At 57.8% G+C, this 24,765-nt stretch carries 25 protein-coding genes; 12 read left to right on the top strand and 13 right to left on the bottom strand.

What is annotated here, in order from left to right:
* Position 1: 1 nt before the first annotated feature.
* Together rfaF and rfaD are read right to left on the bottom strand one after the other, a co-directional pair.
* Positions 2 to 1,060: an ADP-heptose--LPS heptosyltransferase RfaF gene (gene rfaF / locus SPE70_RS25265; RefSeq protein ID WP_008806848.1), complete on the bottom strand. Its 1,059-nt coding sequence runs from the start codon at positions 1,058 to 1,060 to the stop codon at positions 2 to 4.
* 8 nt (positions 1,061 to 1,068) lie between these two features.
* Complete coding sequence (gene rfaD, locus SPE70_RS25260) at positions 1,069 to 2,001, bottom strand: ADP-glyceromanno-heptose 6-epimerase (RefSeq protein ID WP_008806849.1); 933 nt, start codon at positions 1,999 to 2,001, stop codon at positions 1,069 to 1,071.
* 213 nt (positions 2,002 to 2,214) lie between these two features.
* Here rfaD and kbl point away from each other — a divergent pair, with 213 nt between their 5' ends.
* The 3 genes from kbl (at position 2,215) to SPE70_RS25245 (ending at position 5,404) form a co-directional block, all read left to right on the top strand.
* The gene (kbl, locus tag SPE70_RS25255) at positions 2,215 to 3,408 is read left to right on the top strand and encodes a glycine C-acetyltransferase (protein ID WP_008806850.1); all 1,194 of its coding nucleotides are present in this window, start codon (positions 2,215 to 2,217) and stop codon (positions 3,406 to 3,408) included.
* Positions 3,409 to 3,420: 12 nt separating this feature from the next.
* Positions 3,421 to 4,446 (top strand): L-threonine 3-dehydrogenase, encoded by a 1,026-nt coding sequence (gene tdh / locus SPE70_RS25250; protein WP_064170600.1) that lies wholly within the window; start codon positions 3,421 to 3,423, stop codon positions 4,444 to 4,446.
* A 220-nt stretch (positions 4,447 to 4,666) separates the two neighbouring features.
* The gene (locus tag SPE70_RS25245; RefSeq protein WP_233444795.1) at positions 4,667 to 5,404 is read left to right on the top strand and encodes a glycosyltransferase family 2 protein; all 738 of its coding nucleotides are present in this window, start codon (positions 4,667 to 4,669) and stop codon (positions 5,402 to 5,404) included.
* Between the two features lie 5 nt (positions 5,405 to 5,409).
* On the opposite strand, the gene SPE70_RS25240 is transcribed toward SPE70_RS25245, so the two are convergent.
* Genes SPE70_RS25240 through gpmM form a run of 3 tightly spaced genes read right to left on the bottom strand, consistent with a single transcriptional unit; the run spans position 5,410 to position 9,195 of the window.
* The gene (locus SPE70_RS25240) at positions 5,410 to 6,366 is read right to left on the bottom strand and encodes a divergent polysaccharide deacetylase family protein (RefSeq protein WP_008806852.1); all 957 of its coding nucleotides are present in this window, start codon (positions 6,364 to 6,366) and stop codon (positions 5,410 to 5,412) included.
* Positions 6,367 to 6,369: 3 nt separating this feature from the next.
* Complete coding sequence (gene envC / locus SPE70_RS25235; RefSeq protein ID WP_008806853.1) at positions 6,370 to 7,641, bottom strand: murein hydrolase activator EnvC; 1,272 nt, start codon at positions 7,639 to 7,641, stop codon at positions 6,370 to 6,372.
* A gap of 9 nt (positions 7,642 to 7,650) precedes the next feature.
* Positions 7,651 to 9,195, bottom strand: coding sequence for a 2,3-bisphosphoglycerate-independent phosphoglycerate mutase (gpmM, locus tag SPE70_RS25230; RefSeq protein WP_008806854.1), 1,545 nt, complete (start codon positions 9,193 to 9,195; stop codon positions 7,651 to 7,653).
* A 245-nt stretch (positions 9,196 to 9,440) separates the two neighbouring features.
* Between gpmM and SPE70_RS25225 the strand changes: the two genes are divergently transcribed.
* The 5 genes from SPE70_RS25225 (at position 9,441) to cysE (ending at position 12,670) form a co-directional block, all read left to right on the top strand.
* Positions 9,441 to 9,872: a rhodanese-like domain-containing protein gene (locus SPE70_RS25225; protein ID WP_008806855.1), complete on the top strand. Its 432-nt coding sequence runs from the start codon at positions 9,441 to 9,443 to the stop codon at positions 9,870 to 9,872.
* A gap of 104 nt (positions 9,873 to 9,976) precedes the next feature.
* A complete protein-coding gene (gene grxC, locus SPE70_RS25220; protein WP_008806856.1) occupies positions 9,977 to 10,228 on the top strand; it encodes a glutaredoxin 3 in 252 nt (83 codons plus the stop codon).
* A 60-nt stretch (positions 10,229 to 10,288) separates the two neighbouring features.
* Positions 10,289 to 10,756 carry a protein-export chaperone SecB gene (secB, locus tag SPE70_RS25215; RefSeq protein ID WP_002922428.1) on the top strand — a complete coding sequence of 156 codons (468 nt, stop codon included), beginning with the start codon at positions 10,289 to 10,291 and terminating at the stop codon, positions 10,754 to 10,756.
* Positions 10,756 to 11,775 (top strand): NAD(P)H-dependent glycerol-3-phosphate dehydrogenase, encoded by a 1,020-nt coding sequence (gpsA, locus tag SPE70_RS25210; protein ID WP_008806857.1) that lies wholly within the window; start codon positions 10,756 to 10,758, stop codon positions 11,773 to 11,775. Before secB ends, gpsA begins: the two co-directional genes overlap by 1 nt.
* Positions 11,776 to 11,848: 73 nt before the next feature.
* Positions 11,849 to 12,670 carry a serine O-acetyltransferase gene (gene cysE / locus SPE70_RS25205; RefSeq protein ID WP_002922426.1) on the top strand — a complete coding sequence of 274 codons (822 nt, stop codon included), beginning with the start codon at positions 11,849 to 11,851 and terminating at the stop codon, positions 12,668 to 12,670.
* Between the two features lie 81 nt (positions 12,671 to 12,751).
* On the opposite strand, the gene trmL is transcribed toward cysE, so the two are convergent.
* From trmL to SPE70_RS25180, 5 genes are all read right to left on the bottom strand, one after another.
* Complete coding sequence (gene trmL / locus SPE70_RS25200) at positions 12,752 to 13,225, bottom strand: tRNA (uridine(34)/cytosine(34)/5-carboxymethylaminomethyluridine(34)-2'-O)-methyltransferase TrmL (RefSeq protein WP_004205043.1); 474 nt, start codon at positions 13,223 to 13,225, stop codon at positions 12,752 to 12,754.
* A gap of 251 nt (positions 13,226 to 13,476) precedes the next feature.
* Positions 13,477 to 14,661: an FMN-dependent L-lactate dehydrogenase LldD gene (lldD, locus tag SPE70_RS25195; protein ID WP_008806858.1), complete on the bottom strand. Its 1,185-nt coding sequence runs from the start codon at positions 14,659 to 14,661 to the stop codon at positions 13,477 to 13,479.
* Positions 14,661 to 15,434 carry a transcriptional regulator LldR gene (gene lldR / locus SPE70_RS25190; RefSeq protein ID WP_008806859.1) on the bottom strand — a complete coding sequence of 258 codons (774 nt, stop codon included), beginning with the start codon at positions 15,432 to 15,434 and terminating at the stop codon, positions 14,661 to 14,663. Before lldR ends, lldD begins: the two co-directional genes overlap by 1 nt.
* Positions 15,431 to 17,086, bottom strand: coding sequence for an L-lactate permease (gene lldP, locus SPE70_RS25185; RefSeq protein WP_008806860.1), 1,656 nt, complete (start codon positions 17,084 to 17,086; stop codon positions 15,431 to 15,433). Before lldP ends, lldR begins: the two co-directional genes overlap by 4 nt.
* 284 nt (positions 17,087 to 17,370) lie before the next feature.
* The gene (locus SPE70_RS25180; RefSeq protein ID WP_008806861.1) at positions 17,371 to 17,733 is read right to left on the bottom strand and encodes a YibL family ribosome-associated protein; all 363 of its coding nucleotides are present in this window, start codon (positions 17,731 to 17,733) and stop codon (positions 17,371 to 17,373) included.
* 272 nt (positions 17,734 to 18,005) lie between these two features.
* Between SPE70_RS25180 and SPE70_RS25175 the strand changes: the two genes are divergently transcribed.
* A complete protein-coding gene (locus SPE70_RS25175) occupies positions 18,006 to 18,230 on the top strand; it encodes a hypothetical protein (RefSeq protein WP_012540317.1) in 225 nt (74 codons plus the stop codon).
* Here the strand turns inward: SPE70_RS25175 and mtlR are convergent.
* The 3 genes from mtlR to mtlA all read right to left on the bottom strand — a co-directional run bounded on the left by mtlR (position 18,219) and on the right by mtlA (position 21,973).
* Positions 18,219 to 18,815 carry a mannitol operon repressor MtlR gene (mtlR, locus tag SPE70_RS25170; RefSeq protein ID WP_002922401.1) on the bottom strand — a complete coding sequence of 199 codons (597 nt, stop codon included), beginning with the start codon at positions 18,813 to 18,815 and terminating at the stop codon, positions 18,219 to 18,221. The two genes, SPE70_RS25175 and mtlR, sit on opposite strands and share 12 nt — an antisense overlap.
* Positions 18,815 to 19,963: a mannitol-1-phosphate 5-dehydrogenase gene (gene mtlD, locus SPE70_RS25165; RefSeq protein ID WP_064170598.1), complete on the bottom strand. Its 1,149-nt coding sequence runs from the start codon at positions 19,961 to 19,963 to the stop codon at positions 18,815 to 18,817. The genes mtlR and mtlD overlap by 1 nt, the downstream gene beginning before the upstream one ends.
* A gap of 102 nt (positions 19,964 to 20,065) precedes the next feature.
* Positions 20,066 to 21,973, bottom strand: coding sequence for a PTS mannitol transporter subunit IICBA (gene mtlA / locus SPE70_RS25160; RefSeq protein WP_004173919.1), 1,908 nt, complete (start codon positions 21,971 to 21,973; stop codon positions 20,066 to 20,068).
* Between the two features lie 538 nt (positions 21,974 to 22,511).
* Between mtlA and SPE70_RS25155 the strand changes: the two genes are divergently transcribed.
* From SPE70_RS25155 to SPE70_RS25145, 3 genes are all read left to right on the top strand, one after another.
* Positions 22,512 to 22,880: a DUF3302 domain-containing protein gene (locus tag SPE70_RS25155; protein ID WP_004152044.1), complete on the top strand. Its 369-nt coding sequence runs from the start codon at positions 22,512 to 22,514 to the stop codon at positions 22,878 to 22,880.
* A gap of 3 nt (positions 22,881 to 22,883) precedes the next feature.
* A complete protein-coding gene (locus SPE70_RS25150; RefSeq protein WP_063105958.1) occupies positions 22,884 to 24,020 on the top strand; it encodes an HlyD family secretion protein in 1,137 nt (378 codons plus the stop codon).
* A 106-nt stretch (positions 24,021 to 24,126) separates the two neighbouring features.
* Positions 24,127 to 24,735: a glutathione S-transferase gene (locus tag SPE70_RS25145; protein WP_004145238.1), complete on the top strand. Its 609-nt coding sequence runs from the start codon at positions 24,127 to 24,129 to the stop codon at positions 24,733 to 24,735.
* The last annotated feature ends 30 nt before the right edge of the window (positions 24,736 to 24,765 follow it).

The following is a 24,765-nucleotide window of genomic DNA, read 5'->3' as shown; positions in this document are numbered from 1 at the left end:
GTTACGCTTCCTCGTGCTCGGTTTTTTCCGCTAACAGTTCGTTCAGCTCTTGCAGGACGCGTTCTGGGGTGATGTCGATCAGGCTCTGATGATAGCCTTCCGCGGCATCGCCTTTGCGCACCTTGTGGTAGCCGCTAATCAGGCGGATAACCCGCGCTTTATGCGACAGCGGCGGGGTGAAGTCCGGGCTGCTCGGGCCATACAGCGCCACCAGCGGGCGGTCCAGCGCGGCGGCGACGTGCATCAGCCCCGAATCGTTAGTCACTACAGCTTTACAGGCGGCGATCAGAATGACCGCCTGCTCCAGCTGGGTTTCACCCGCCAGATTACGACACCAGGCCTGCTGCTCGCTGCTGAGGGCGGCGATGATCTCTTTGCCGGCCTCGTTATCTTTCGCCGAGCCGAATAACGCAATCTGATAGCCATCGTCGATAAGCTTTTTAGCCAGCGCAGCATAGTGATAGTGCGGCCAGCGTTTGGCCGGACCGAATTCCGCGCCGGGGCAGAAGCCGATGATCGGCCGCTCGTTTGAGAGATTAAAGGCGTTGCAGGCCTGTGATTTTTCGCCATCGTTGACCTGCAGCTGCGGCCACAGCAGCGGCTGCGGCAGATCTTTGGCGCAGCGCATCACGCCGTTGTCGTAGGCCAGCGCCACGTAGCGTTCCACCATCAGCGGCCAGGCGTCTTTATCCAGTACCCGGGCGTCGTTGAGCAGGCCGTAGCGCATCTCGCCGCGCCAGCCGGTGCGCAGCGGGATGTTGGCAAAGAAGGGGACTAATGCCGATTTAAACGAGTTCGGCAGCACGTAAGCGCGATCGTAGCGACGCTCGCGCAGGCTATGGCCGAGCTTGCGGCGTTCGCCGATAGCCAGCGCGCCGTGGCCCAACGGCATCGGGATCGCTTCATTCACTTCCGGCATGCGCGATAGCAACGGACGGCACCAGGCTGGCGCCATCACGTCGATAATCGCCTGGGGATAGCGCGCCCTGAGCGTACGATAAAGACTTTGCGACATCATCATGTCGCCCACCCAAGACGGGCCTACCACCAGAATTTTCATGTTATCTCTTACGCATCCCGATTCAGCCAGGCCATATATTCCGTTACGCCTTCGGCAACGGTTTTGAACGGTTTGTCATAGCCCGCTTTGCGCAGGTTAGTCAGATCGGCCTGGGTGAATGCCTGGTAGCGGCCTTTCAGTTTGTCCGGGAACGGGATGTACTCAATGCTGCCTTTTTTATGGAAAGCCAGGGTCGCATCGGCAACCGCCTGGAAGGATTCCGCGCGGCCGGTGCCAAGGTTGAAGATCCCGGACACGCCGTTTTCCCAGAACCACAGGTTGACGTCTGCCACGTCGCCCACGTAGACGAAGTCGCGCTTGAAGCCGTCGCTGCCTTCGAACAGTTTCGGACTTTCGCCATTATTCAGCTGGGTGTTGAGGTGGAAAGCGACGCTCGCCATGCTGCCTTTGTGGCCTTCGCGCGGCCCGTAGACGTTGAAGTAGCGGAAGCCGACGATCTGCGAATTGGCTTCCGGCAGGATCTGGCGGACGTATTCGTCGAACAGGAATTTGGAGTAGCCGTAGACGTTCAGCGGCTGTTCGTACTCACGGGACTCGATGAAGTCGCTGGTGCGCCCGCCGTAGGTGGCGGCGGAAGAGGCGTACAGGAACGGGATTTCACGCTCCAGGCAGTAGTGCAGCAGCTCTTTAGAGTACTGATAGTTGTTATCCATCATGTACTTGCCATCCCACTCTGTGGTGGAAGAGCACGCGCCTTCGTGGAAGATCGCTTCGATTTCACCGAACTCTTCACCCGCCATTATCTGGATCAGAAAGTCTTCTTTATCCATGTAGTCAGCGATGTTCAGGTCAACCAGATTCACAAACTTGGTGCCGTCTTTCAGATTGTCGACAACCAGAATGTCGGTGATGCCTTTGTCATTCAGCGCTTTAACGATGTTGCTGCCGATAAAGCCTGCGCCGCCGGTAACGATGATCATAACTGTACCTTTGAAGTTGGGAGCCCGAAGACAATCCGGGCATGAATGCTCATATCATATCACCACATGAGCAAGCCTACAGCCATTCGCAGAATAAGGTGCTGGGCTGACGTGATTTATGCTGCAAATAATTCATTCAGGCCTGCATCATCTCGTATCAGCGTATAGCTTTGGGTAATATGTGCCAAATTTTGCCGAATCTGGAGAGTTGCAATGCGTGGTGATTTCTACAAACAGTTAACGAGTAATCTGGAAACCGCTCGGGCCGAAGGCTTGTTCAAAGAAGAGCGAATCATCACCTCGGCGCAGCAGGCGGACATTACCGTCGGCGACAGCCATGTGATTAACTTCTGCGCCAATAACTATCTGGGTCTGGCGAACCACCCGGAACTGATTGCCGCAGCGAAATCCGGTATGGACAGCCACGGCTTCGGGATGGCCTCGGTGCGCTTCATCTGCGGTACCCAGGACACGCATAAGCAGCTGGAGAAGAAGCTGGCCGATTTCCTCGGTATGGAAGACGCGATCCTCTACTCCTCCTGCTTTGACGCCAACGGCGGCCTGTTTGAAACGCTGCTCGGGCCGGAAGACGCCATTATCTCCGACGCCCTGAACCATGCCTCGATCATCGACGGCGTGCGCCTGTGTAAAGCGAAGCGCTTCCGCTATGCCAACAACGACATGCAGGAGCTGGAAGCGTGTCTGAAAGAAGCGCGCGAGGCCGGCGCGCGTCACGTGCTGATCGCCACCGATGGCGTCTTCTCGATGGATGGCGTGATCGCCAACCTGAAAGGCGTTTGCGACCTGGCGGATAAATACGATGCGTTGGTGATGGTCGATGACTCCCACGCCGTCGGCTTCGTCGGCGAAAACGGCCGCGGCTCTCATGAATATTGCGACGTGATGGGTCGCGTCGACATCATCACCGGCACGCTGGGTAAAGCGCTGGGCGGCGCCTCCGGAGGCTACACCGCCGCACGCAAAGAGGTGGTTGAGTGGCTGCGCCAGCGTTCCCGTCCGTATCTGTTCTCCAACTCTCTGGCGCCGGCCATTGTGGCCGCCTCCATCAAAGTGCTGGAGATGGTTGAAGAGGGGGCAGACCTGCGCGATCGGCTGTGGGCTAACGCGCGTCTGTTCCGCGAAAAAATGACCGCGGCAGGTTTCACGCTGGCGGGCGCCGACCACGCCATCATTCCGGTGATGCTGGGTGAAGCGGTGGTGGCGCAGAACTTTGCCCGCGAGCTGCAGAAAGAAGGGATCTATGTCACCGGCTTCTTCTATCCGGTGGTACCGAAAGGCCAGGCGCGTATTCGCACCCAGATGTCGGCGGCGCATACCCCTGAACAAATTGAGCGTGCGGTGGAAGCCTTTACCCGCATCGGCAAACAACTGGGCGTCATCGCCTAATAAGGGTGTGAGATGAAAGCGTTATCCAAACTGAAAGCGGAAGAAGGCATCTGGATGACCGACGTACCGGAACCGGAAGTCGGCCATAACGATCTGCTGATTAAAATCCGCAAGACCGCCATTTGCGGAACCGACGTGCACATCTACAACTGGGATGAGTGGTCGCAGAAGACCATTCAGGTGCCGATGGTGGTCGGTCACGAATACGTTGGCGAAGTTGTGGGGATTGGTCAGGAAGTGCGCGGCTTTAAGATTGGCGACCGCGTCTCCGGCGAGGGGCATATCACCTGCGGCCACTGCCGCAACTGCCGCGCGGGCCGCACCCATTTGTGCCGCAACACCATCGGCGTGGGCGTTAACCGCCCGGGCTGCTTTGCCGAGTATCTGGTGATCCCGGCTTTTAACGCCTTTAAAATCCCCGACAATATCTCTGATGACCTGGCGTCTATCTTCGACCCGTTCGGCAACGCGGTGCACACCGCGCTCTCCTTCGATCTGGTCGGGGAAGATGTACTGGTTTCCGGCGCCGGTCCGATCGGCGTGATGGCGGCGGCGGTGGCGAAACACGTCGGCGCGCGTAACGTGGTGATCACTGACGTTAACGAGTACCGTCTTGAGCTGGCGCGCAAAATGGGCGTCACCCGCGCGGTGAACGTGGCGAAAGAGAACCTCAACGACGTGATGGCCGAGCTGGGCATGACCGAAGGTTTCGACGTGGGCCTGGAGATGTCCGGCGCGCCGCCGGCGTTTCGCAGCATGCTCGATACCATGAACCACGGCGGCCGTATCGCGATGCTGGGTATCCCGCCGTCGGATATGTCCATCGACTGGACCAAGGTCATCTTCAAAGGGCTGTTTATTAAAGGGATCTATGGTCGCGAAATGTTCGAAACCTGGTACAAAATGGCGGCGCTGATCCAGTCTGGTCTGGACCTTTCACCGATCATCACCCACCGCTTCGGCATTGATGATTTCCAGAAAGGTTTTGACGCGATGCGCTCCGGCCAGTCCGGTAAAGTGGTTCTGAGCTGGGAATAACGCCTCCGGACTGTTGTAAAAATCAGCAAAAAAGGCGCCTGCGGGCGCCTTAATTTAGATTTGGATAACATTTTTAGCCTGCTTAATATTAAGCGCACAATTTCTACATCGATTTTACGGTTATTCGCTTATACAGTGTGTTTAGTCGCGGTTTAACTTTGTAACTATCATGCTTAAACTCTCCGTATGCTTACTGACCTGTAACTCTGCGCGCCTGCTGATGGAGGTGCTGCCGCCGCTGCTGAAGGTGGCCGATGAATGTATCGTCGTCGACTCCGGCAGCACCGACGAAACGGTCTCTATTTGTCAGCAGTTTGGTCTCACCGTCCATCATCATGCCTATAAAGCCCACGGCGCCCAGATGAACTATGCCATCGGGCTGGCCAGCCATGACTGGGTGCTGTGTATGGATAGCGATGAGATTCTTGATAACGACGTGGTGGCGGCCATTCAGGCGCTAAAAGCGGGGGAGGAGCCGGACCCAGCCTGCGCCTGGCGTCTGCCGCGCTACTGGTTTGTGCTCGGCACGCAGGTGCGAACGATCTACCCTATTTCTTCGCCGGATTACCCGGTGCGTCTCTTTAATCGCCAGCAGGCGCGGTTTAACGACCGGCCGGTGGATGACCAGGTGGTCGGACACGCACGCTCCGTCAGGCTGCCGGGCTTTGTACGCCATGACACCTTTTATTCGCTGCATGAAGTGTTTAATAAGCTAAACAGCTATACCACCCGGCTGGTGAAGTACCAGCAGATCAAACCTTCGCTGACGCGGGGGATCGTCAGCGCCATTGGCGCTTTCTTTAAGTGGTATCTCTTTAGCGGAGCGTGGCGCTATGGCAAAGTCGGCGTGGTCACCGGCCTGTACGCCACGTTTTACAGCTTTCTCAAATATTTTAAGGCGTGGTACGCCCACGAAGATAACCAGGCGCCCGTCGCGCAAAAGCGAACGGACCCCTGAGTGGTCTAGTTGCCGGGATTGTCCCAGCCTTGCCATTTGAGGCGATAGTACTGGACCAGCGCGCTCTGGCTGATGCTGTCGCTGAGGATAGTGAAGAAGCGGCTGGCGTTCACGGGCTCCAGCGGGCGCTTCGGCTTGCAATACTTCACGCCGTGGAACGGATTACGCGGCTTCTGCTGCTGCGGCGGCGTTTGTTGCGCGGGCGGCTGAGCGTAGTTTGGCGTCGAGTTGTCGACCTGCGGCTCGTTGAGCAGGCTGCTCGGGCGCACCAGCGTGATATCCGGCGGCAGGTTATAGACCATCTGCTGCAGCACCCGCACCGTCGTCGGATGCGGATGGCCAATGGCTATTGCCGAACCGTTGCGCCGCGCCAGGGCGATGGCGCGATTGAACTGGGTGCGGATATCGGCTTCATTCTGCGTATCGTCAAGAAACACCTTGCGCTTAATCACCTTCACCCCGGTGCCCTGCGCGGCGCGCATGGCCTGGGTGTTGCCGATGGTGACGCTATCGAGAAAATAGAGATTGTAGCGCTCCAGGGCCTGCATCACCTTCTGCATACCAAACAGGTTGGAGGTCATCGCGCTGCCCATATGGTTATTCAGCCCGACGGCGTAGGGAACTTTGCCGTAAGCCTCGCGAATGATGCGCTCGATCTCCTCGCTGCTCATTTCGGGACGCAGGGTGTCTTTTTCCAGCGGCTGTTTGCTGAGCGGCGCCATCGGCAGGTGGATGAGCACTTCATGGCCCAGATTATGCGCTTTCGTGGCCATTTCCCGGGCGTGCGGCGCGTTCGGCAGCACGGCGACGGAGATAGTTGACGGCAGCGCCAGCACCTGATTCTCGGTCTGCGGGCGGTAGCCAAAATCGTCAATAACGATGGAGAGTTTGCCAGCGAACGCTGGCGCCGCCAGAGCCAGCGAACCGGCTACGGCAAGAGCAATTGCGCGAAATTGAAGCAAAACTTATCTTCCCAACCACGGCTGTGGATTGACCGCCTGACCCTGGCGGCGAATTTCGAAATAGAGCGACGGACGGCCCTGACCGCCGCTGCTGCCTACGAGCGCGATAGGCTGACCGGCACGAACCTGCGTACCGACGCTGACCAGCGCGCTTTGGTTATAGCCATACAGGCTCATGTCGCCTTTGCCATGTTCGACCACCACCACCAGACCATAGCCCTGCAGCCAGTCGGCCAGAATGACCCGACCATCGGCAATGGCTCTGACTTCGGTGCCTTCAGACGCGGCGATAACCATCCCTTTCCAACGTAGTTCACCTTGCAGCTGTTCGCCATATCGATGAAGGAGCGGACCGCGAACCGGCCAGAACGCCTGGCCGCGCGGCGAGCCCAGCCCGCCGGTGCGTGACATCAGCGAACGCTCGCTTTCCGTTGGTTTATAGGTGGTGCCTTTGCGCGATGCTTCCTGCTGGCGGTCGCGCACCGCCTGCGCATCGCGAGCTTCCCGATCGGCTCGGGCTTTGGCGGCAGCCTCCGCCTGGGCGATACGACCGCGTAGGCGCGATTCGTTAGCCCGCAATTCACTCAACTGTTGCTGACCCTGCTGAATGGCGGACTCCAGACCGGAAAGGGTCTTTTTCCGTTCGTTACGCGCCTGCTCCAGCTTCGCCTGCTGGGCTTTTTGCTCGTAGACCAGCGTCTGCTGCTGGCTCTGCTTCTCTTCGAGCATCGACTTTTGCACCGCCATCTCTTCGCGCGTTTTCTTCAGCTCCGCAATAGTCTCCTGACGGGCCTGGTTGAAATAGCTGAAGTAGACCTGCATCCGCTGATTGCGCTGGCCCTCTTCACCGCTCAGCACCATCTGGATGCCGGTATGCGGTCCCTGGCGGAACGCGGCGTCAAGCTGCGCAGCGAGGTTACGTTCCTGAGACGCGCGCTGACGCTCCAGCTTCGCGAGAGAAGCGTTCATCTCGTCAATCTGCTTATTGAGCTGGTTCAGGCTGTCCTGGGTTTCACGCAGTTTGCGGGCCGCGGCGGCGATCGCCTCTTCCTGCGCTTTGAGCTGGGCGAGCAGGCTTGCGCGCTGCTGCTGCTGTTGCTTAATCGCCCGCTGCCTGGCGGCGATGTCGGCCTGGATGGACTTTAGCTGATCGCGATCGTCGGCGTGCGCAGATGACGCGCACAGCAATACGCCAGCGCTGAGCGCGCTGGCGTAAAGGACGGATCGAACTGCCGTTGCGATCCATGTAGTTGAATACGTCGCCTTTCCCCTCATGGGGAAGGATTATTCCACGATGAACAGCGGCTTGCCAGTCATCTCTTGCGGGATTTCCATTCCCATCAGCGACAGCATGGTCGGGGCGATGTCGGAAAGTTTACCGCCATTGACCGCTTTGACCGCTTTGTTACCGACGTAGATCAGCGGAACCGGCAGGTTGGTATGGGCGGTGTGCGCCTGACCGGTGGCCGGGTCGCGCATCTGCTCGGCGTTGCCGTGGTCGGCGGTGATCAGCAACTGGCCGCCAACGGATTCCACCGCCTGAGTCACCTGGTCGATGCAGTGATCCAGCGCTTCAACCGCCTTCACTGCCGCTTCCATCACCCCGGTATGGCCAACCATATCGCCGTTCGGGTAGTTACAGATGATGGTGTCGTATTTGCCACCTTTGATGGCGGCGACCAGTTTCTCGGTCAGCTCGGCGGAGCTCATTTCCGGCTGCAGATCGTAGGTTGCCACTTTTGGTGAGTTAATCAGAATACGCTCTTCGCCTTTAAACGGCTCTTCTACGCCGCCGTTGAAGAAGAAGGTGACGTGAGCGTATTTCTCGGTTTCGGAGATGCGCAGCTGGGTTTTATCGTGCTTCGCCATCCACTCGCCGAAGGTGTTAGCCAGTGAGGCGGGCGGATAAGCGCAGGCGACTTTGATGTCGGCGGCGTATTCGGTGAGCATCACGAAGTCGAGGTTAACCACTTTCTTACGCGCGAAGCCGTCGAAGTCGGCGTTGACGAAGGCGCGGGTGATTTCACGCGCGCGGTCAGCACGGAAGTTCATGAAGATCAGCGCGTCGCCGTCTTCCATCGCGGCATCGGCCTGGCCGGCGGCGCGGATAACGGTGGCTTTGACGAATTCGTCGTTTTCGTCACGGGCGTAGGCGGCCTGCAGACCCGCGACGGCGGTATCGGCCTGGAATTCGCCTTTCGCCAGGGTCATCAGATCATAAGCTTGTTCCACGCGATCCCAGCGGTTATCGCGATCCATGGCATAGTAGCGGCCAATAATAGACGCGATGCGGCCTTTGCCCAGCGCGGCAAATTTGGCTTCGAATGTCGCCAGCGTTTTTTCCGCGCTGCGCGGCGGCGTATCACGGCCATCAAGGAAGGCGTGCAGATAGATTTTCTCAGCGCCGCGCTCTGCTGCCAGCTCCACCATGGCCATGATGTGATCTTCGTGGCTGTGGACGCCGCCCGGAGACATCAGGCCCATGATGTGGACCGCTTTACCGGCGGCAACCGCTTTGTCGACCGCGGCGGTGAGTACCGGGTTGGCGAAGAAGGTGCGTTCTTTAATTTCAACATCGAGACGGGTCAGGTCCTGGTAGACGATACGACCGGCGCCCAGGTTGACGTGGCCTACTTCGGAGTTCCCCATCTGACGGTCCGGCAGGCCGACTTCCAGGCCAGATGCATCGATCAGGGTATGCGGACGTTTGGCCCACAGGGCGTCCATTACCGGCGTTTTAGCGCTGTAAATGGCGTTATCCTGTTGGTCTTCGCGATAGCCGTAGCCATCCAGAATCACCAGTACCATAGGTTTTTTAGAAACCGACATTGCGACAACCTCATGCTCAAAGACAGAAATTTTGCGTAATTTTACTACAGCTGAATCGTTTAAATCCCCGTGAAAGATCAAAGAAAGGGAAGGGGCGGCGTCAGAGGCGATGATGAAGGCGGCTTTTTTTTCGTGACCGCCCGCAGAAAATACATTACATCGCGCTCACTGGCTGTATTTGCCGCAATGCACAGGTATACTCCTTCCCTGGTTTTTTATCACTTAGTCGGGAGTTGTAACCCCCCATGCAAGAAATTATGCAATTCATCGGCCGTCACCCGGTCCTGAGCATCGCGTGGATCGCGCTGCTGGGTGCGGTACTGTTCACCACCTTTAAAGGGTTGATGTCGAAAGTTAAAGTCATCACCCGTGGTGAAGCGACGCGTCTTATCAATAAAGAAGATGCGGTGGTGGTCGACCTGCGTCAGCGTGACGATTTCCGTAAAGGCCATATTGCCGGCGCCATCAACCTGCTGCCTGCCGATATCAAAGCCAATAACGTCGGCGAGTTGGAAAAACACAAATCGCAACCCATTATTGTGGTAGACGGTTCCGGCATGCAGGCGCAAGAGCCAGCCAGCGCGCTGAACAAAGCCGGGTTTGAAAAAGTCTTTGTACTGAAAGAGGGCATCGCTGGCTGGAGCGGCGAAAACCTTCCTCTGGTACGCGGCAAATAACTTACCTCGCGTGGTAATGCCGCCGCGCTTTCCCCTTCATGCCTGACGTGAGGGGAAGCTCAGGCTGCGGCGTAAAACCCCAGGGTAAAAACAGGAGTAAAGTCATGGCCAATATTGAGATCTACACCAAAGCGACCTGCCCGTTCTGCGTACGCGCGAAAGCGCTGTTGAACAGCAAAGGCGTAACGTTCCATGAGTTGCCGATCGATGGCGATGCCGCGAAGCGTGAGGAGATGATCCAGCGCAGCGGACGGACGACGGTTCCGCAGATTTTTATTGATGCGCAGCACATTGGCGGCTGTGACGACTTGTATGCGCTTGATTCACGTGGTGGACTTGATCCCCTCTTGCGCTAATTTTTGCGCGCTTTCCCTGGCGGAAGCGCGTATTTAAGGACAACACGAAAGGGTTTTACTATGTCAGAACAAAACAGCACCGAAATGACCTTCCAGATCCAGCGTATCTATACCAAAGATATCTCTTTTGAAGCGCCGAACGCGCCGCAAGTTTTCCAGAAAGACTGGCAGCCGGAAGTTAAACTTGATCTGGATACCGCCTCCACCCAGCTGGCTGAAGGCGTTTATGAAGTGGTGCTGCGTGTGACCGTGACCGCCGCGCTGGGCGAAGAAACCGCGTTCCTCTGTGAAGTACAGCAGGGCGGTATTTTCTCCATCGACGGCATCGAAGGTACCCAGATGGCGCACTGCCTCGGCGCATACTGCCCGAACATTCTGTTCCCGTACGCGCGTGAGTGCATCACCAGCCTGGTTTCCCGCGGCACCTTCCCGCAACTTAACCTTGCGCCAGTGAACTTCGACGCGCTGTTTATGAACTATCTGCAGCAGCAGGCTGGCGAAGGTGCTGAACAACATCAGGATGCCTGATGAACGCACTTAATGCTGCAATGACTGTGATCGGTGCCGGCTCTTACGGCACCGCTCTTGCCATCACCCTGGCAAGAAATGGCCACCACGTTGTGCTCTGGGGCCATGACCCGAAACATATCGCGACGCTGCAACACGATCGCTGCAACGCCGCGTTCCTTCCCGATGTGCCTTTCCCGGATACGCTGCATCTTGAGAGCGACCTGGCCACCGCGCTGGCCGCCAGCCGAGACATCCTTGTCGTGGTGCCAAGCCATGTGTTCGGCCAGGTATTACGTCAGATTAAACCGCTGATGCGTCCCGACGCACGTCTGGTGTGGGCGACCAAAGGCCTCGAGGCTGAAACCGGCCGCCTGCTGCAGGACGTAGCGCGTGAAGCGCTGGGCGATGATATCCCGCTGGCGGTGATCTCGGGGCCAACCTTCGCCAAAGAGCTGGCCGCCGGTCTGCCGACGGCGATTTCGCTGGCAGCGACGGATCCGCAGTTTGCCGAGGATCTGCAGCACCTGCTGCACTGCGGCAAAAGTTTCCGCGTCTACATCAATCCGGACTTTATCGGCGTGCAGCTCGGCGGCGCGGTGAAAAACGTCATTGCCATCGGGGCCGGTATGTCGGATGGCATCGGCTTCGGCGCCAATGCGCGTACGGCGCTGATTACCCGTGGGCTGGTGGAAATGTCCCGTCTCGGCGCGGCGCTGGGCGCCGATCCGGAAACCTTTATGGGCATGGCCGGTCTCGGTGACCTGGTGCTCACCTGCACCGACAACCAGTCCCGTAACCGTCGCTTCGGCATGATGCTCGGCCAGGGTATGGACGTGCAGAGCGCCCAGGACAAGATTGGCCAGGTGGTCGAAGGCTACCGCAATACCAAGGAAGTTCGCGTTCTGGCACAGCGTTTAGGTGTCGAAATGCCAATAACCGAGGAAATTTATCAGGTATTGTATTGCGGAAAAATTGCGCGCGAGGCAGCATTGACCTTATTGGGTCGCGCCCGCAAGGACGAGCGCAGCAGCAATTAGCTTTCCTTTGTCACCTGAATGACCCTGCCAGCGCAGAACTGGCAGGTCATTATCATATCGTCTGGAGTATGCAATGCCGTGTGAAGAACTGGATATCGTCTGGAATAATATTAAAGCCGAAGCCCGGGCTCTGGCTGACTGTGAGCCGATGCTCGCCAGTTTTTACCACGCTACGCTACTCAAGCATGAAAATCTGGGCAGTGCGCTGAGCTATATGCTGGCCAACAAGCTGGCCTCGCCGATTATGCCAGCGATCGCCATTCGCGAAGTGGTGGAAGAGGCCTATGCCGCCGATCCGGAAATGATCGCCTCCGCCGCCTGCGATATTCAGGCGGTGCGCACGCGCGACCCGGCGGTGGATAAATACTCCACGCCGCTGCTCTACCTGAAGGGTTTCCATGCGCTGCAGGCCTACCGTATCGGCCACTGGCTGTGGACTCAGGGCCGACGTGCGCTGGCGATTTTCCTGCAAAATCAGGTCTCCGTCTCCTTCCAGGTGGATATCCACCCGGCGGCGAAAATCGGCCGCGGGATCATGCTCGACCACGCCACCGGCATTGTGGTCGGCGAAACGGCGGTGATTGAAGATGACGTCTCTATCCTGCAGTCGGTCACCCTCGGCGGTACCGGTAAAACCAGCGGCGACCGTCACCCGAAAATTCGCGAAGGCGTGATGATTGGCGCCGGGGCGAAGATCCTCGGTAATATCGAAGTGGGACGTGGGGCGAAGATTGGCGCCGGTTCGGTGGTATTGCAGCCGGTTCCGCCGCACACCACCGCGGCGGGCGTACCGGCGCGCATCGTTGGCAAGCCGGAGAGCGACAAGCCGGCGATGGACATGGATCAGCATTTCAACGGCATCCACCACACCTTCGAGTACGGCGACGGGATTTGATGTATTGCCATTTGCCGCTGTTAAGCTCAGATATGTAGCCCGGATAAGGCGCGGTGCGCCGCCATCCGGGAATGGCTCAGGTTAGCTGCGCAACACGGCGCCCGGATACCCCAGCTGGCGCCAGGCTTCATACACCACCACCGACACCGCGTTGGACAGGTTCATGCTGCGGCTGTCCGGCATCATCGGAATACGGATTTTCTGCTCTGGCGGCAGGGCATCGAGGATGCTGGCCGGCAGACCGCGGGTTTCCGGGCCAAACATCAAGAAATCGCCATCCTGATAGCTCACTGCGCTGTGCGCCGGCGTGCCTTTGGTGGTCAGGGCGAACAACCGCTGTGGCTGCGCGCTGGCGAGAAACGCCGCGTAATCCGCATGGCGCTGCACGGCAGTGAACTCGTGATAGTCCAGTCCGGCGCGTCTCAGGCGTTTATCGTCCCAGGTAAAGCCCATCGGCTCAATGATATGCAGACTGAAGCCCGTGTTGGCGCACAGGCGGATAATATTCCCGGTGTTCGGCGGGATCTCTGGTTCGAATAACACGATGTTCAGCATACTGCCCCCTTAATTGCGGGGGGCAGAATAGCAGATATTTGGCGAACCCTCACCCCGGCCCTCTCCCTGAGGGAGAGGGGGAAAACCGGCGCCGGTCGGTGGATCGGAGGGTGCGGGTAAAGGACTCACCCATCAGTCGATACTTTTCGTGGACAGAGGCTCAGGGAAACGCCGCCGCTAACCTGTCTGCCGGACAGTCCCCTCTCCCTGAGGGAGAGGGTTAGGGTGAGGGGAGAGAATGACGCCGCCGCCTACGCGGCGTTATTCTGCTTGAGCGCATCGAAGGTCTGCAGCGCTTCGGCGTTCTGCACCAGCGAATCACGGCTGATTTCACGGATGGTTTTCGCCCCGGTCAGGGTCATCGCCACTTTCATTTCTTTTTCGATCAGGTTCAGCAGATTCGCCACGCCCTGCTTACCGTGGGTCGCCAGGGCGTACAGGTAAGCGCGGCCCAGTAGCACGCTGTCGGCGCCCAGGGCGATCATCCGCACCACGTCGAGCCCGTTGCGGATGCCGCTGTCGGCGAGAATAGTGATGTCGCCTTTCACCGCGTCGGCAATTGCCGGCAGGGCGCGGGCCGAGGAGAGCACGCCATCGAGCTGGCGGCCGCCGTGGTTAGAGACCACAATGCCGTCAGCGCCGAAGCGCACCGCGTCGCGGGCGTCCTCCGGATCGAGGATCCCTTTGATCACCATCGGACCGTCCCAGAAATCGCGGATCCACTCGAGGTCTTTCCATGAAATCGACGGATCGAAGTTATTCGCCAGCCAGCCGATGTAATCCTCCAGACCGGTCGGTTGGCCGAGATAGGCGGAGATATTGCCCAGATCGTGCGGGCGACCGTTAAGGCCGACGTCCCACGCCCACTGCGGATGAGTCACCGCCTGCCAGTAGCGGCGCAGGGCGGCGTTCGGGCCGCTCATGCCGGAATGGGCGTCGCGGTAGCGGGCGCCAGGGGTCGGCATATCGACGGTAAAGACCAGCGTCGAGCAGCCGGCGGCCTTGGCGCGCTCCAGCGCATTGCGCATAAAGCCGCGGTCGCGCAGGACGTATAACTGGAACCACATCGGGCGTTTGATGGTCGGGGCGACCTCTTCAATCGGGCAAACGGAAACGGTAGAGAGGGTGAACGGAATGCCTTTGTCGTCCGCCGCGCCGGCGGCCTGCACTTCGCCGCGGCGAGCGTACATTCCGCACAGCCCGACCGGCGCCAGCGCCGTCGGCATCGCCAGCTTCTCATTGAACAGAGTGGTCTCGAGACTCAGATCCGACATATTGCGCAAAATACGCTGGCGCAAGGCCACATCGGACAGGTCCTCGACGTTACGGCGCAGGGTATGTTCGGCGTAGGCGCCGCCGTCGATATAGTGGAACAGAAACGGCGGCAGGATACGCTGTGCGGCGGCGCGATAGTCGCTGGCGGCGGAAATAATCATCACGAGTTCTCCCTGGAATTTTCATTGTGGTCACCGGGCAGGCGAGTAATTCGCGCCTGGCGGGCCTGGTCTTCATCAAAACGTTTAATCGTGGCGTGGACAAAACCTAAGTGGCCCATCATCGCCTGGCGCGCCGCCTCGGCGTCACCGGCAACAATAGCCTCCATAACGGCCTGGTGCTGTTCAGTCAGGCGGGCAAACACCGGCGGCACCAGATACATGCGCTGGCGGCTCTGCTTAACGGAGGAGTGCAGCAGGTCGAAAAAACCGCGCATGGTTTGCAGGAGCACCACGTTATGCGAGGCTTCGGCGATGGCCAGATGGAAGCGGACATCCGCCTGCGAGGCGATATCCGGGTCTTCACTCTGGGTCGCTTCAAAGCACAGACGAATTTTTTCTTTATCGGCGTCGGTGGCCCGCATCGCTGCGTGCCACGCGGTGCTGGCCTCGATGGCGTGGCGGGCTTCGAGGATGTCGAAGCTGTAGTCCGGGTCATCGGCCAGCAGCGTCTTCAGCGGCTGGACGATGTTTTGCTCCGACCACGGTTCATGCTGCCAGCGGACGAAGGTGCCGCCGCCGCGACGGCTCAGCAGCACGCCTTCATTGACCAGCATCGCCAGCGCTTCGCGCAGGGAATTGCGCGAGACGCCGAGCTGGGCGGCGAGCTGGCGTTCAGCGGGCAGTCGCATGCCCGCCTCCAGCTGTTGTTCTTCAATCAGCGCCCGGACGCGACGCGCCACGTCGTCGGCCAGGCGTTTAGGCATCACTATCACGGGATCATCCAGGTTAAAACGTAGGCCTGCAGCGTGGTGATCAGGCCCACCATGCAGGTGAAGATCAGGCTGTGTTTGACGGTAAAGCGGAACAGATCCGACTCTTTACCCACCAGGCCTACCGCGGCGCAGGCGATGGCGATCGACTGAGGGGAAATCATCTTGCCAGTGACGCCGCCGGTGGTGTTGGCCGCGACCAGCAGAATATCGGAGACGCCAATCTGCTGCGCGGCCGTTGCCTGCAGTGCGGCGAACAGGGCGTTAGACGAGGTGTCCGAACCGGTCAGGAATACCCCCAGCCAGCCAAGGAACGGCGAGAAGAAGGTAAACGCGTGGCCGGTATGCGCCAGCGCCAGGGCCAGGGTCGACGACAGCCCGGAGTAGTTGGAGATAAAGGCGAACGCCAGCACCATGCCGATAGAGTAGATCGGCAGCGCCAGATCCTTCAGCGTCCCGGCGAAGGTGGTCAGCGCGTCTTTTGGCTTCATGCGCAGCCAGACGATGGACAGCAGGGCGGCGAACAGAATGGCGGTGCCGGTTGCCGACAGCCAGTCGAATTTATACACCGCGGCGTATGGCGTCGCGGCGCTAACCACCGGCGGCATACGGGCAACCATTTTGTCGAGGAACGGCACCGAAATATTGATCACGAAGTCATACATTGCGCCGCCCGGTGCGAACAGCGCTTTAAACGGCGGTACGCTCCACAGGGTCACGGTGGCGGTCAGGAACAGGAACGGCGACCAGGCGCGGATCACTTGTCCCGCCGTGTAGCGGGTGCGGGCCAGCGTCATATCCACCTGCGAGGCGCCGATATCGCCGAAGCGGAAGATGCGTACCGGCTGCCAGCGTTTGAGGAACAGGGTCAGACAGACCAGGGAGACCAGCGACGAGATGATGTCCGGCAGCTCCGGGCCAAGGAAGTTAGAGCTGAGGTACTGGGCAATAGCGAACGAACCGCCTGCCACCATCACCGCCGGCCAGGTCTCTTTGATGCCGCGCCAGCCATCCATGATGGCCATGATCCAGAACAGGACGATAATGGTCAGGAACGGCAACTGGCGGCCCACCATCTGGCCGATAGCAAAGCTGTCGATACCGGTCACCTGGCCGGCGACCAGGATCGGGATGCCCATCGCGCCGAAGGCCACCGGCGCGGTGTTGACGATCAGGCACAGGCCAGCCGCATACAGCGGGTTAAACCCAAGGCCGACCAGCAGCGCGGCGGTAATCGCCACCGGCGCGCCGAAACCCGCCGCCCCTTCGAGAAAGGCGCCGAACGAGAAGCCGACGATCAGCATCTGCAGGCGCTGGTCCGGCGTAATCGACAGAATCGATGAGCGGATGATGTCGAACTGCCCGGTCTTCACCGAGATTTTATAGACGAAGACCGCGGCGATAATAATCCACGCGATAGGCCACAGGCCGTAGAAGAAGCCGTAGACCACCGAGGCTAAGGCGCGGTCCACCGGCATTTTATAGAACAGCAAGGCGACGGCCAGCGCAATAGCGACGGTCCAGGTGGCTGCGAGGTAGCCTTTCAGTTTGAGCTTAATCAGCGCAAAAAAGAAAAACAGAATCGGTAGCGATGCGATAAGACTGGATAACCAGATATTACCGGCGGGATCGTAGTTTTGTTGCCAGAGATTCATGCAGGGTCTCCATCGGGCCGCCAGGAGAGGAGGGCTGAGTCTGCGCTCATTGCCGATCCCATCGTAGGTAAAATTGGCCCGGCCAATTAAGGGTATCAGGGTTGATGACAACGAATGGTTAATCAGATGTTGCTCTTAAGCAACGTGTTTGTGATGTATTTTGATGGATTTGTGAACTGCTGGGGGGTAGATGAAATTATTGGTTGGACCAATCGACCTGGCTGAGGGTAAAAATGTGGGAAGTGAAGACAGAATGACCCTCTCCGGGCGGAGAGGGCAGGGGATCAGAATTCGCTGCGGGCGAAACCGGTCATCTCTTTCAGACCCATTTCCCGGCCCAGGGCGGTCATCGGATGGACGACCACCAGACCGCGAACGCTTTTCTTCAGCTTGCCCATATCGGCCTGCTCTTTTTTGGTGATCGCGCGGCGGAACGGCAGGCTCATTAGTTTTTGCGCCTCTTTGCTCAGCTTCTGGCTCTGGACGGAACGCAGACGTTCAATCTCCGCTTCCAGGGTGGCTTTTTCTTTTTCCAGCTCGGCGTATTTGTCGGCGGCTTCCACCAGCGACAGCTCGGCCTGCTGATGGCGGATGGCGTCGAGACGGTCGCTCAGGCGCTTGATTTCATTTTTTTCGACTTCTTTCATGGTGACTTAATCTGTTAATAAAGGGGCTTCATTCGCCTATAGTATGTGCCGTGACCGCCATTGTTGATAGTTATTTATCAAAAATTCGCCGTTTATCGCCCGCAGAATGCTATACCAGCGCTCGCTAATAATTTGAATTTTATTAATATTCCGCCTAATACCCGTTCTAATTTCATTTCTGTGAAGCCCGTCGGCAGATAAGCACGTTTTCCTTAACCCGCGCTGGTGATTTGGCTAATGCTTAATCAGATTATTCCCAAAAGGAGGACGTGATGGCAAAGATCGGCGACGGCGTACCACGTTTAATCGATAAAGCGGTTGATTTTATGGCTTCCAGTCAGGCGTTTATGGAGTATTTGAAAAAATCTCCGCGTCTGCAGCATATACCGCGAGATATTCCCCAGGATAAGGAAGCGTTGTTTCTGCAGCGTCTGGAATATTATCGTCAGCTTTACCGGCCGACCTGCGACCAGACGGAGCCGGAGTCAGAGCGTTGATTTCTGGAAGGCTTTTTTTAAGCTGATTCGCGAAATCAGCTCAGTCAGGGACAACACCATTGTTGAGCGCACCATCTGCTGGTAACGCAGCTTCTGCATTGCCAGCAGTTCGGCATCGCTGTCATCAAACTGCGGCGTTGGCGGCAGGGCGGCGACGCAGTGCAGCTCGCCGAACGGACCGATAATTTCGTCGTCGGTAAAGCTGTACTCATTGCCGTCGTGGTTAAGCTCTTCGCGCAGGGCCATCAGAAGTTCGGCGTCTTCATATTCGGCACGACTTATCACCCCAAGGCCATAAATCAGCTTCAGGCGTACAGAGAGATCGCCGAGCGGCCCGCTGCCCTCCAGCAAGGGCTCGACGGCGTATTTCACCGCGTAGTCGTCTTTACGGAACACCTGAAGCACCAGAATATTGACCGCTTCCGTTAACAGTTCGACGGTGGCGATCAGGAAGCTTCGTACGGTTTTGCCAGCATTCAGACGCTCAAGCACACGGTTTTCAAATGCTTGTGTTTCTTCCATCATTGCCTGCATATCTGACAGGAGTCGTAATGGGCGCGACGTTGGTCGCGCCAGGTTGTGCATCATTTTTCCGCGTTGTAGTCGTTAACGGCCTCCGCGACGACATCACTTGCGGCATCCAGGCCGGAAATCTGCGCCAGCGCGGCCTGCGGCCCCTTGTCGGCGATCAGGGCTGCCAACTCCTGCGCCTGCGGATCGTCTTCGCTACGGAAATGCATCGCCGCTGCAATCCCTTTCACCAGGTTGCGGTGCGGCAGACCGTATTCCAGGGTACCCAGCAGCGGCTTAATTAAACGGTCGCCAGCGCTCAGTTTGCGCAGCGGCTGACGGCCAACGCGCTCAACATCGTCTTTCAGGTACGGGTTCTCGAAACGTCCAAGAATTTTCTGGATATAAGCCGCGTGTTTCTGCGGGTCAAAGGCGTAACGTTTGATCAGCACCGCACCGCTCTCTTCCATCGCGCCCTGCACGACGGCACGAATTTTCTCGTCGAGGATCGCGTCGCGAATCGTCTGGTGGCCCGCCAGTTTTCCGAGGTAGGCGGTTATAGCATGCCCGGTGTTCAAGGTGAAGAGCTTGCGTTCGACAAATGCCATCAGGTTATCAGTTAATTCCATTCCCGGGATAGTCGGCAGCGCGCCCTTGAACTGCGTCTTATCGACAATCCACTCGCTGAAGGTTTCCACGGTGACTTCCAGCGGGTCATGGGTGGCGGAAGCCGATGGCGGCACAATACGGTCAACGGCGGAGTCGACAAAGCCGATATGGGCTTCAACCCACGCTTTATCTTCTTCCGCCAGCGCGTTAAACACGTGGCCTTTTAACTGCGTGGTGCCGCGCACCATATTTTCGCAGGCGATAATGTTCAGCGGACGTTCGCTGCCCTGCGCTTTGCGCTTCGCCAGCCCTTTGGCGATGGCCGGGGCGATGCGCTCGAGTACGACGGGACCGACGGCGGTGGTGACCAGATCAATCTCAGCGATCAGGTCCACAACCTCATCGCCGATGCTGCTGACGGCATTGACGCCGGAGACAGTATCCACTTGCTCATTCTCACCGACGACGTGAACCTGATAGCTATGACGGGCATTCAGGGCATCAAGTACGGTCTGATTGACATCGGCGAACGTCAGTTCAATGCCCGCGTCGGCCAGCAATTTACCGATAAAGCCACGTCCGATATTACCTGCGCCAAAATGTAATGCTTTCATAGTATTAACCTTCAATTAATGTTTTTACCTGAGAGGGCTGGGGTGAGGCTTTGCCCCTCACCCAAACCCTCTCCCAAAGGGAGAGGGAATGGACCGCTTTGGTTATTTATTCAACAGTGCCAGAACTTCGTCGACGCTGGTGGTTTTCGCCAGGCGCTCAATCACGGTTTCGTCATCCAGGGCGTTAGTCAGGCTGGTGATAACCTGAATATGCTCGTTGTTGCGGGCCGCGATGCCGATGACCAGACGGGCGACATCGTCTTCATCTTCCCCAAAGCGCACGCCTTCCGGGTACTGGCAGAAGACGACGCCGGTTTTCAGCACACGGTCTTTCGCTTCGATGGTGCCGTGCGGTACCGCGATGGACTCGCCGAGATAGGTCGAGGTCAGTTTTTCGCGGTCCAGCATCGCCTGCACATATTCCGGCTCGACGTAGCCGCCTTTCACCAGCTGCTCGCCGGCGAAGCGAATGGCTTCTTCTTTGGTGGCTGCTTTGCGCCCGAGGAAGATGTTATCCGCACCCAACTGGAACAGGTTTTTGTCGCCATCATCAAAGCTGTCTTTCAGGCTATCGGTAACTTTCACTTCATTCTCGATGTGGCGCTGGGCCGCGACCAGACGCTCAGTCAGGCTGGTGTACAGACCGCTGTCGAGGAAGTTGGTCAGCGAAATATGCTGCGCCTGTGGTACCTGGCGCATCGCCCGCTCGGTCAGGTCACGGTGAGTGATAACCAGGTCAACATCCGGCGGCAGGTTATTGATCGCGCTGTTGGTAACCGAGATGTTACTCAGTCCGGCATCCTGCACTTTCTTGCGCAGTACCCCGGCGCCCATGGCGCTGGAACCCATCCCGGCGTCGCAGGCGACGATGATTTTACGCACATGGCTCAGGTCGTTGGTGACATTACCGGCCGCCAGCGGGCTGGCGCCTTTGGATTCCGCTTTCATGTCATGCATACGACGCGTTGCGGCTTCGATATCGTCTTCTTCTTTTACCTTGCTGGTCTTCAGCAGAACCGCAGAGACCACGAAGGAGACCGCCATCGCTGCGATAATCGCGGCGATGTTAGCGAAGTAGGCGCCTTTCGGCGTCATCGCCAGCACCGCCAGGATAGAGCCAGGGGAAGCCGGAGAGACCAGACCGCCATTGAGGATGGTCAGGGTGAAGACACCGGTCATCCCGCCGAGGATAACGGCCAGGATCAGACGTGGGTTCATCAGCACGTACGGGAAGTAGATTTCATGGATACCCCCCAGGAAGTGGATGATAGCCGCCCCGCCTGCTGACTGTTTTGCGCTGCCGCGACCAAAGAACATGTACGCCAGCAGAACGCCCATCCCCGGACCCGGGTTAGCTTCAATCAGGAAGAAGATAGATTTACCCAGCTCGTGGGACTGCTGAATACCCAGCGGCGAGAAGATACCGTGGTTAATGGCGTTATTGAGGAACAGGATTTTTGCCGGTTCCACGAAGATAGACGCCAGCGGCAGCATGTCGTGCGCCACCATAAAGTTAACGCCAGCCGCCAGAATTTTCGACAGAACTTCAACCGCCGGGCCAATGCCGAGGAAGGCCAGAATGGCGAGGATCATCCCGATGATGCCAGCGGAGAAGTTATTCACCAGCATTTCAAAACCGGATTTGATCTTACCGTCTACCCAGTTATCGAACTTCTTGATGCAGTAGCCGCCCAGCGGGCCGGCAATCATTGAGCCGAGGAACATCGGCATATCCGCGCCGACGATAACGCCCATGGTGGTGATCGCCCCGACCACGCCACCACGTTCGCCGCCGACTAATTTACCGCCGGTGTAACCGATCAGCAGCGGCAGCAGGTAGGTGATCATCGGACCGACCAGCTTCGCCAGCGTTTCGTTTGGCAACCACCCTGTCGGAATGAAAAGCGCGGTGATGATACCCCACGCGATAAACGCGCCGATATTCGGCATCACCATATTGCTGAGGAAACGACCAAAGCTTTGCACCTTGATCTTGATATCGGATGACATAAAACACCCCTTCTTCTGTTTTGCGTATCGCGCAGGCTTAAAGCCCGAGGTTTGTTGTTAATGTGGCGGCAGAGGTAGCCGGGCCCTGATTGATAGTGCGAAATCTGGCACTGAATCGTTTAGCTGTCCAGCCAGCGCCCTTTTGTGTGATACGGATCACATGAATATAGGGGGCAAAGCGCTTTTTGTAGTGATGTTGATCACATAATTCCTGTGTAAAAAAACAACACAGCGCCTTTTTAGCCGCTGATCTGCCTTTTTGTGTGATATTTGTCACAATTTTGTTTCGTGGTTTTGTTGTTTGTTTGTGATTTTGATCACAAAGAATTTCACGGTGGATTTTTGCCGCTGTGATCTCGGCCCGGTTTTGCGGCCAGGGCGAGATGGCTCTGTAACTAAGCAACCTTAACTGCCGAATAACTTTTTTACGCCGGATGGCAAAAATGAAAGGCGTGAATTATGCTCAAAATAGCGGCCCGAATGTCAGTGGGTCGTGAATAAAATTCATATAAATTATTAGCGTAAAGCCGAGGGAATTATGTTTCTCAATTATTTTGCGCTGGGCGTTCTGATCTTCGTTTTTCTGGTCATTTTTTATGGGATTATCATTATTCACGATATTCCTTATTTGATCGCCAAAAAACGCAACCACCCTCATTCCGATGCTATTCATGTCGCCGGATGGGTCAGTCTTTTTACTCTCCACGTCATCTGGCCGTTTTTATGGATTTGGGCCACGTTGTACCAGCCTGAGCGCGGCTGGGGCATGCAGCATAAGGCGAATACGGCCCCTGATGAACCTGAAAAAGAGACCGATATACAACAGCTTCGCCAACGACTGAGCGACCTTGAACACCAGGTGGCGGCCATCCAGCGGCCGCAGTCCACCTCTGCGGCGGAGAAATAATCTATGGATCTGTTGATAATTTTGACCTACGTGGCCATCGCGTGGTCGATATTTAAAATCTTCAAAATACCGGTAAATAAATGGACGGTACCTACCGCGGCGCTGGGGGGCGTATTTATTGTTAGCGCGCTTATTTTATTAATGAACTATAACCACCCTTACACCTTTCTGGCGCAAAAGGCGGTGATATCTATTCCTATTACGCCGCAGGTTACCGGAGTGGTTAACAGCGTCACCGACAAAGCGAATCAGCGCGTCAAAAAGGGTGAGGTGCTTTTTACCATTGACCCGGCACGCTATCAGGCGCGGGTCGACCGTCTGCAGGCCGACCTGGTGACGGCGCTGCACAGTATTAACACCCTCAAGGCGCAGCTCTCTGAAGCCCAGGCCAACACCACCCGCGTGTCGGCGGAACGCGATCGCTTATACAAGGACTATCAGCGCTACCTGAAAGGGAGCCAGGCGCGGGTGAACCCGTTCTCGGAAAGCGACATCGATAACGCCAGGCAGAATTACCTTGCCCAGGACGCGCTGGTCAAGGCGTCGGTGGCGGAGCAGGCGCAGATCCAGAGCCAGCTGGACAGCATGATCAACGGCGAGCAGTCGCAAGTGGCCAGCCTGCGCGCCCAGCTGGCGGAGGCGAAATATAATCTCGATCAGACCACCGTGCGGGCGCCAAGCGATGGGTATATCACCCAGGTGCTGATCCGTCCGGGGACCTATGCCGCCTCGCTGCCGCTGCGTCCGGTGATGGTGTTTATCCCCGAGCAAAAACGGCTGATCGTCGCCCAGTTTCGGCAAAATTCCCTGTTAAGGCTGGAGAAAGGCGACGACGCGGAAGCGGTGTTTAACGCCCTGCCCGGGCAGGTGTTCCACGGCAAACTGGTGAGTATTTTACCGGTGGTGCCGGGAGGAAGTTATCAGGCGCAAGGGGCGTTACAGTCGCTGACCGTGACGCCGGGCAGTGATGGCGTGCTGGCGACCATTGAGCTCGACCCCAATGCCGAAATTGATGTGCTGCCTGATGGTATCTACGCGCAGGTGGCAGTCTACTCCGACCATTTCACCCACGTCTCAGTGATGCGTAAAGTGTTGCTGCGGATGACCAGCTGGATGCACTACCTCTATCTCGATCATTAATGCGATCGGCGGCAGGTTGAGCGGGACGCTCACCTGCCTTTTGCCCCGCCCTGAGCCATACTCATATCTTTGTTGGCGATAATTTGTTGGCGATAAGGAGCAGGCTATGAAACTGATCGGCAGCTACACCAGTCCCTTTGTGCGCAAAATCTCCGTGATCCTGCTGGAAAAGCGCATCCCTTTTGAGTTTGTCAACGAATCCCCCTACAGCGAAAGCAACGGTGTGGCGCGCTATAACCCGCTGGGCAAGGTACCGGCGCTGGTGACGGACGACGGTGAGTGCTGGTTTGACTCCCCGGTCATCGCCCAGTATCTGGAGCTGCTGGGCGTGGCGCCGCCGATGATCCCCGCCGACCCCAGAGCCGCTCTCAGGATGCGTCAGCTAGAGGCGCTTGCGGATGGGGTGATGGAGGCCGCCCAGGCGCTGGTGCGTGAAAAGGCTCGCCCGGGCGCGCAACAGTCAGAGCAAGAGCTGCTCCGCCAGCGGGAGAAAGTGGCTCGCGGCCTCGACCGGCTGGAAGCCTGCGCGGCAGACGGAACGCTGCGCGGCGACGAGGTTAATTTGGCGACCATTTCAACGGCCTGCGCCATTGCTTATCTGAACTTTCGCCGGGTCGCGCCCGGCTGGTGCGCCACCCGGCCGCAACTGGTGAAGCTGGTGGATGCGTTGTTCCAGCGCGCCAGCTTTGCGCGTACCGAACCGCCGCGGACTTGACCCAGGCAGGTAACAGTTTGCGCAAGGAGG

It is taken from the genome of Klebsiella sp. ZJOU C1 (assembly GCF_035620215.1).
Lineage (GTDB): Bacteria > Pseudomonadota > Gammaproteobacteria > Enterobacterales > Enterobacteriaceae > Klebsiella > Klebsiella variicola.
This window is presented reverse-complemented; position numbering and strand designations above follow the sequence as displayed.

Bases quoted from the DNA above. Each gene is read 5' to 3' on its own strand.
- rfaF (WP_008806848.1), bottom strand. From the start codon at position 1,060: ATGAAAATTCTGGTGGTAGGCCCGTCTTGGGTGGGCGACATGATGATG.
- rfaD (WP_008806849.1), bottom strand. From the start codon at position 2,001: ATGATCATCGTTACCGGCGGCGCAGGCTTTATCGGCAGCAACATCGTT.
- kbl (WP_008806850.1), top strand. From the start codon at position 2,215: ATGCGTGGTGATTTCTACAAACAGTTAACGAGTAATCTGGAAACCGCT.
- tdh (WP_064170600.1), top strand. From the start codon at position 3,421: ATGAAAGCGTTATCCAAACTGAAAGCGGAAGAAGGCATCTGGATGACC.
- SPE70_RS25245 (WP_233444795.1), top strand. From the start codon at position 4,667: ATGGAGGTGCTGCCGCCGCTGCTGAAGGTGGCCGATGAATGTATCGTC.
- envC (WP_008806853.1), bottom strand. From the start codon at position 7,641: ATGAGGGGAAAGGCGACGTATTCAACTACATGGATCGCAACGGCAGTT.
- gpmM (WP_008806854.1), bottom strand. From the start codon at position 9,195: ATGTCGGTTTCTAAAAAACCTATGGTACTGGTGATTCTGGATGGCTAC.
- SPE70_RS25225 (WP_008806855.1), top strand. From the start codon at position 9,441: ATGCAAGAAATTATGCAATTCATCGGCCGTCACCCGGTCCTGAGCATC.
- grxC (WP_008806856.1), top strand. From the start codon at position 9,977: ATGGCCAATATTGAGATCTACACCAAAGCGACCTGCCCGTTCTGCGTA.
- secB (WP_002922428.1), top strand. From the start codon at position 10,289: ATGTCAGAACAAAACAGCACCGAAATGACCTTCCAGATCCAGCGTATC.
- gpsA (WP_008806857.1), top strand. From the start codon at position 10,756: ATGAACGCACTTAATGCTGCAATGACTGTGATCGGTGCCGGCTCTTAC.
- cysE (WP_002922426.1), top strand. From the start codon at position 11,849: ATGCCGTGTGAAGAACTGGATATCGTCTGGAATAATATTAAAGCCGAA.
- trmL (WP_004205043.1), bottom strand. From the start codon at position 13,225: ATGCTGAACATCGTGTTATTCGAACCAGAGATCCCGCCGAACACCGGG.
- lldD (WP_008806858.1), bottom strand. From the start codon at position 14,661: ATGATTATTTCCGCCGCCAGCGACTATCGCGCCGCCGCACAGCGTATC.
- lldP (WP_008806860.1), bottom strand. From the start codon at position 17,086: ATGAATCTCTGGCAACAAAACTACGATCCCGCCGGTAATATCTGGTTA.
- SPE70_RS25180 (WP_008806861.1), bottom strand. From the start codon at position 17,733: ATGAAAGAAGTCGAAAAAAATGAAATCAAGCGCCTGAGCGACCGTCTC.
- SPE70_RS25175 (WP_012540317.1), top strand. From the start codon at position 18,006: ATGGCAAAGATCGGCGACGGCGTACCACGTTTAATCGATAAAGCGGTT.
- mtlR (WP_002922401.1), bottom strand. From the start codon at position 18,815: ATGCACAACCTGGCGCGACCAACGTCGCGCCCATTACGACTCCTGTCA.
- mtlD (WP_064170598.1), bottom strand. From the start codon at position 19,963: ATGAAAGCATTACATTTTGGCGCAGGTAATATCGGACGTGGCTTTATC.
- mtlA (WP_004173919.1), bottom strand. From the start codon at position 21,973: ATGTCATCCGATATCAAGATCAAGGTGCAAAGCTTTGGTCGTTTCCTC.
- SPE70_RS25155 (WP_004152044.1), top strand. From the start codon at position 22,512: ATGTTTCTCAATTATTTTGCGCTGGGCGTTCTGATCTTCGTTTTTCTG.
- SPE70_RS25150 (WP_063105958.1), top strand. From the start codon at position 22,884: ATGGATCTGTTGATAATTTTGACCTACGTGGCCATCGCGTGGTCGATA.
- SPE70_RS25145 (WP_004145238.1), top strand. From the start codon at position 24,127: ATGAAACTGATCGGCAGCTACACCAGTCCCTTTGTGCGCAAAATCTCC.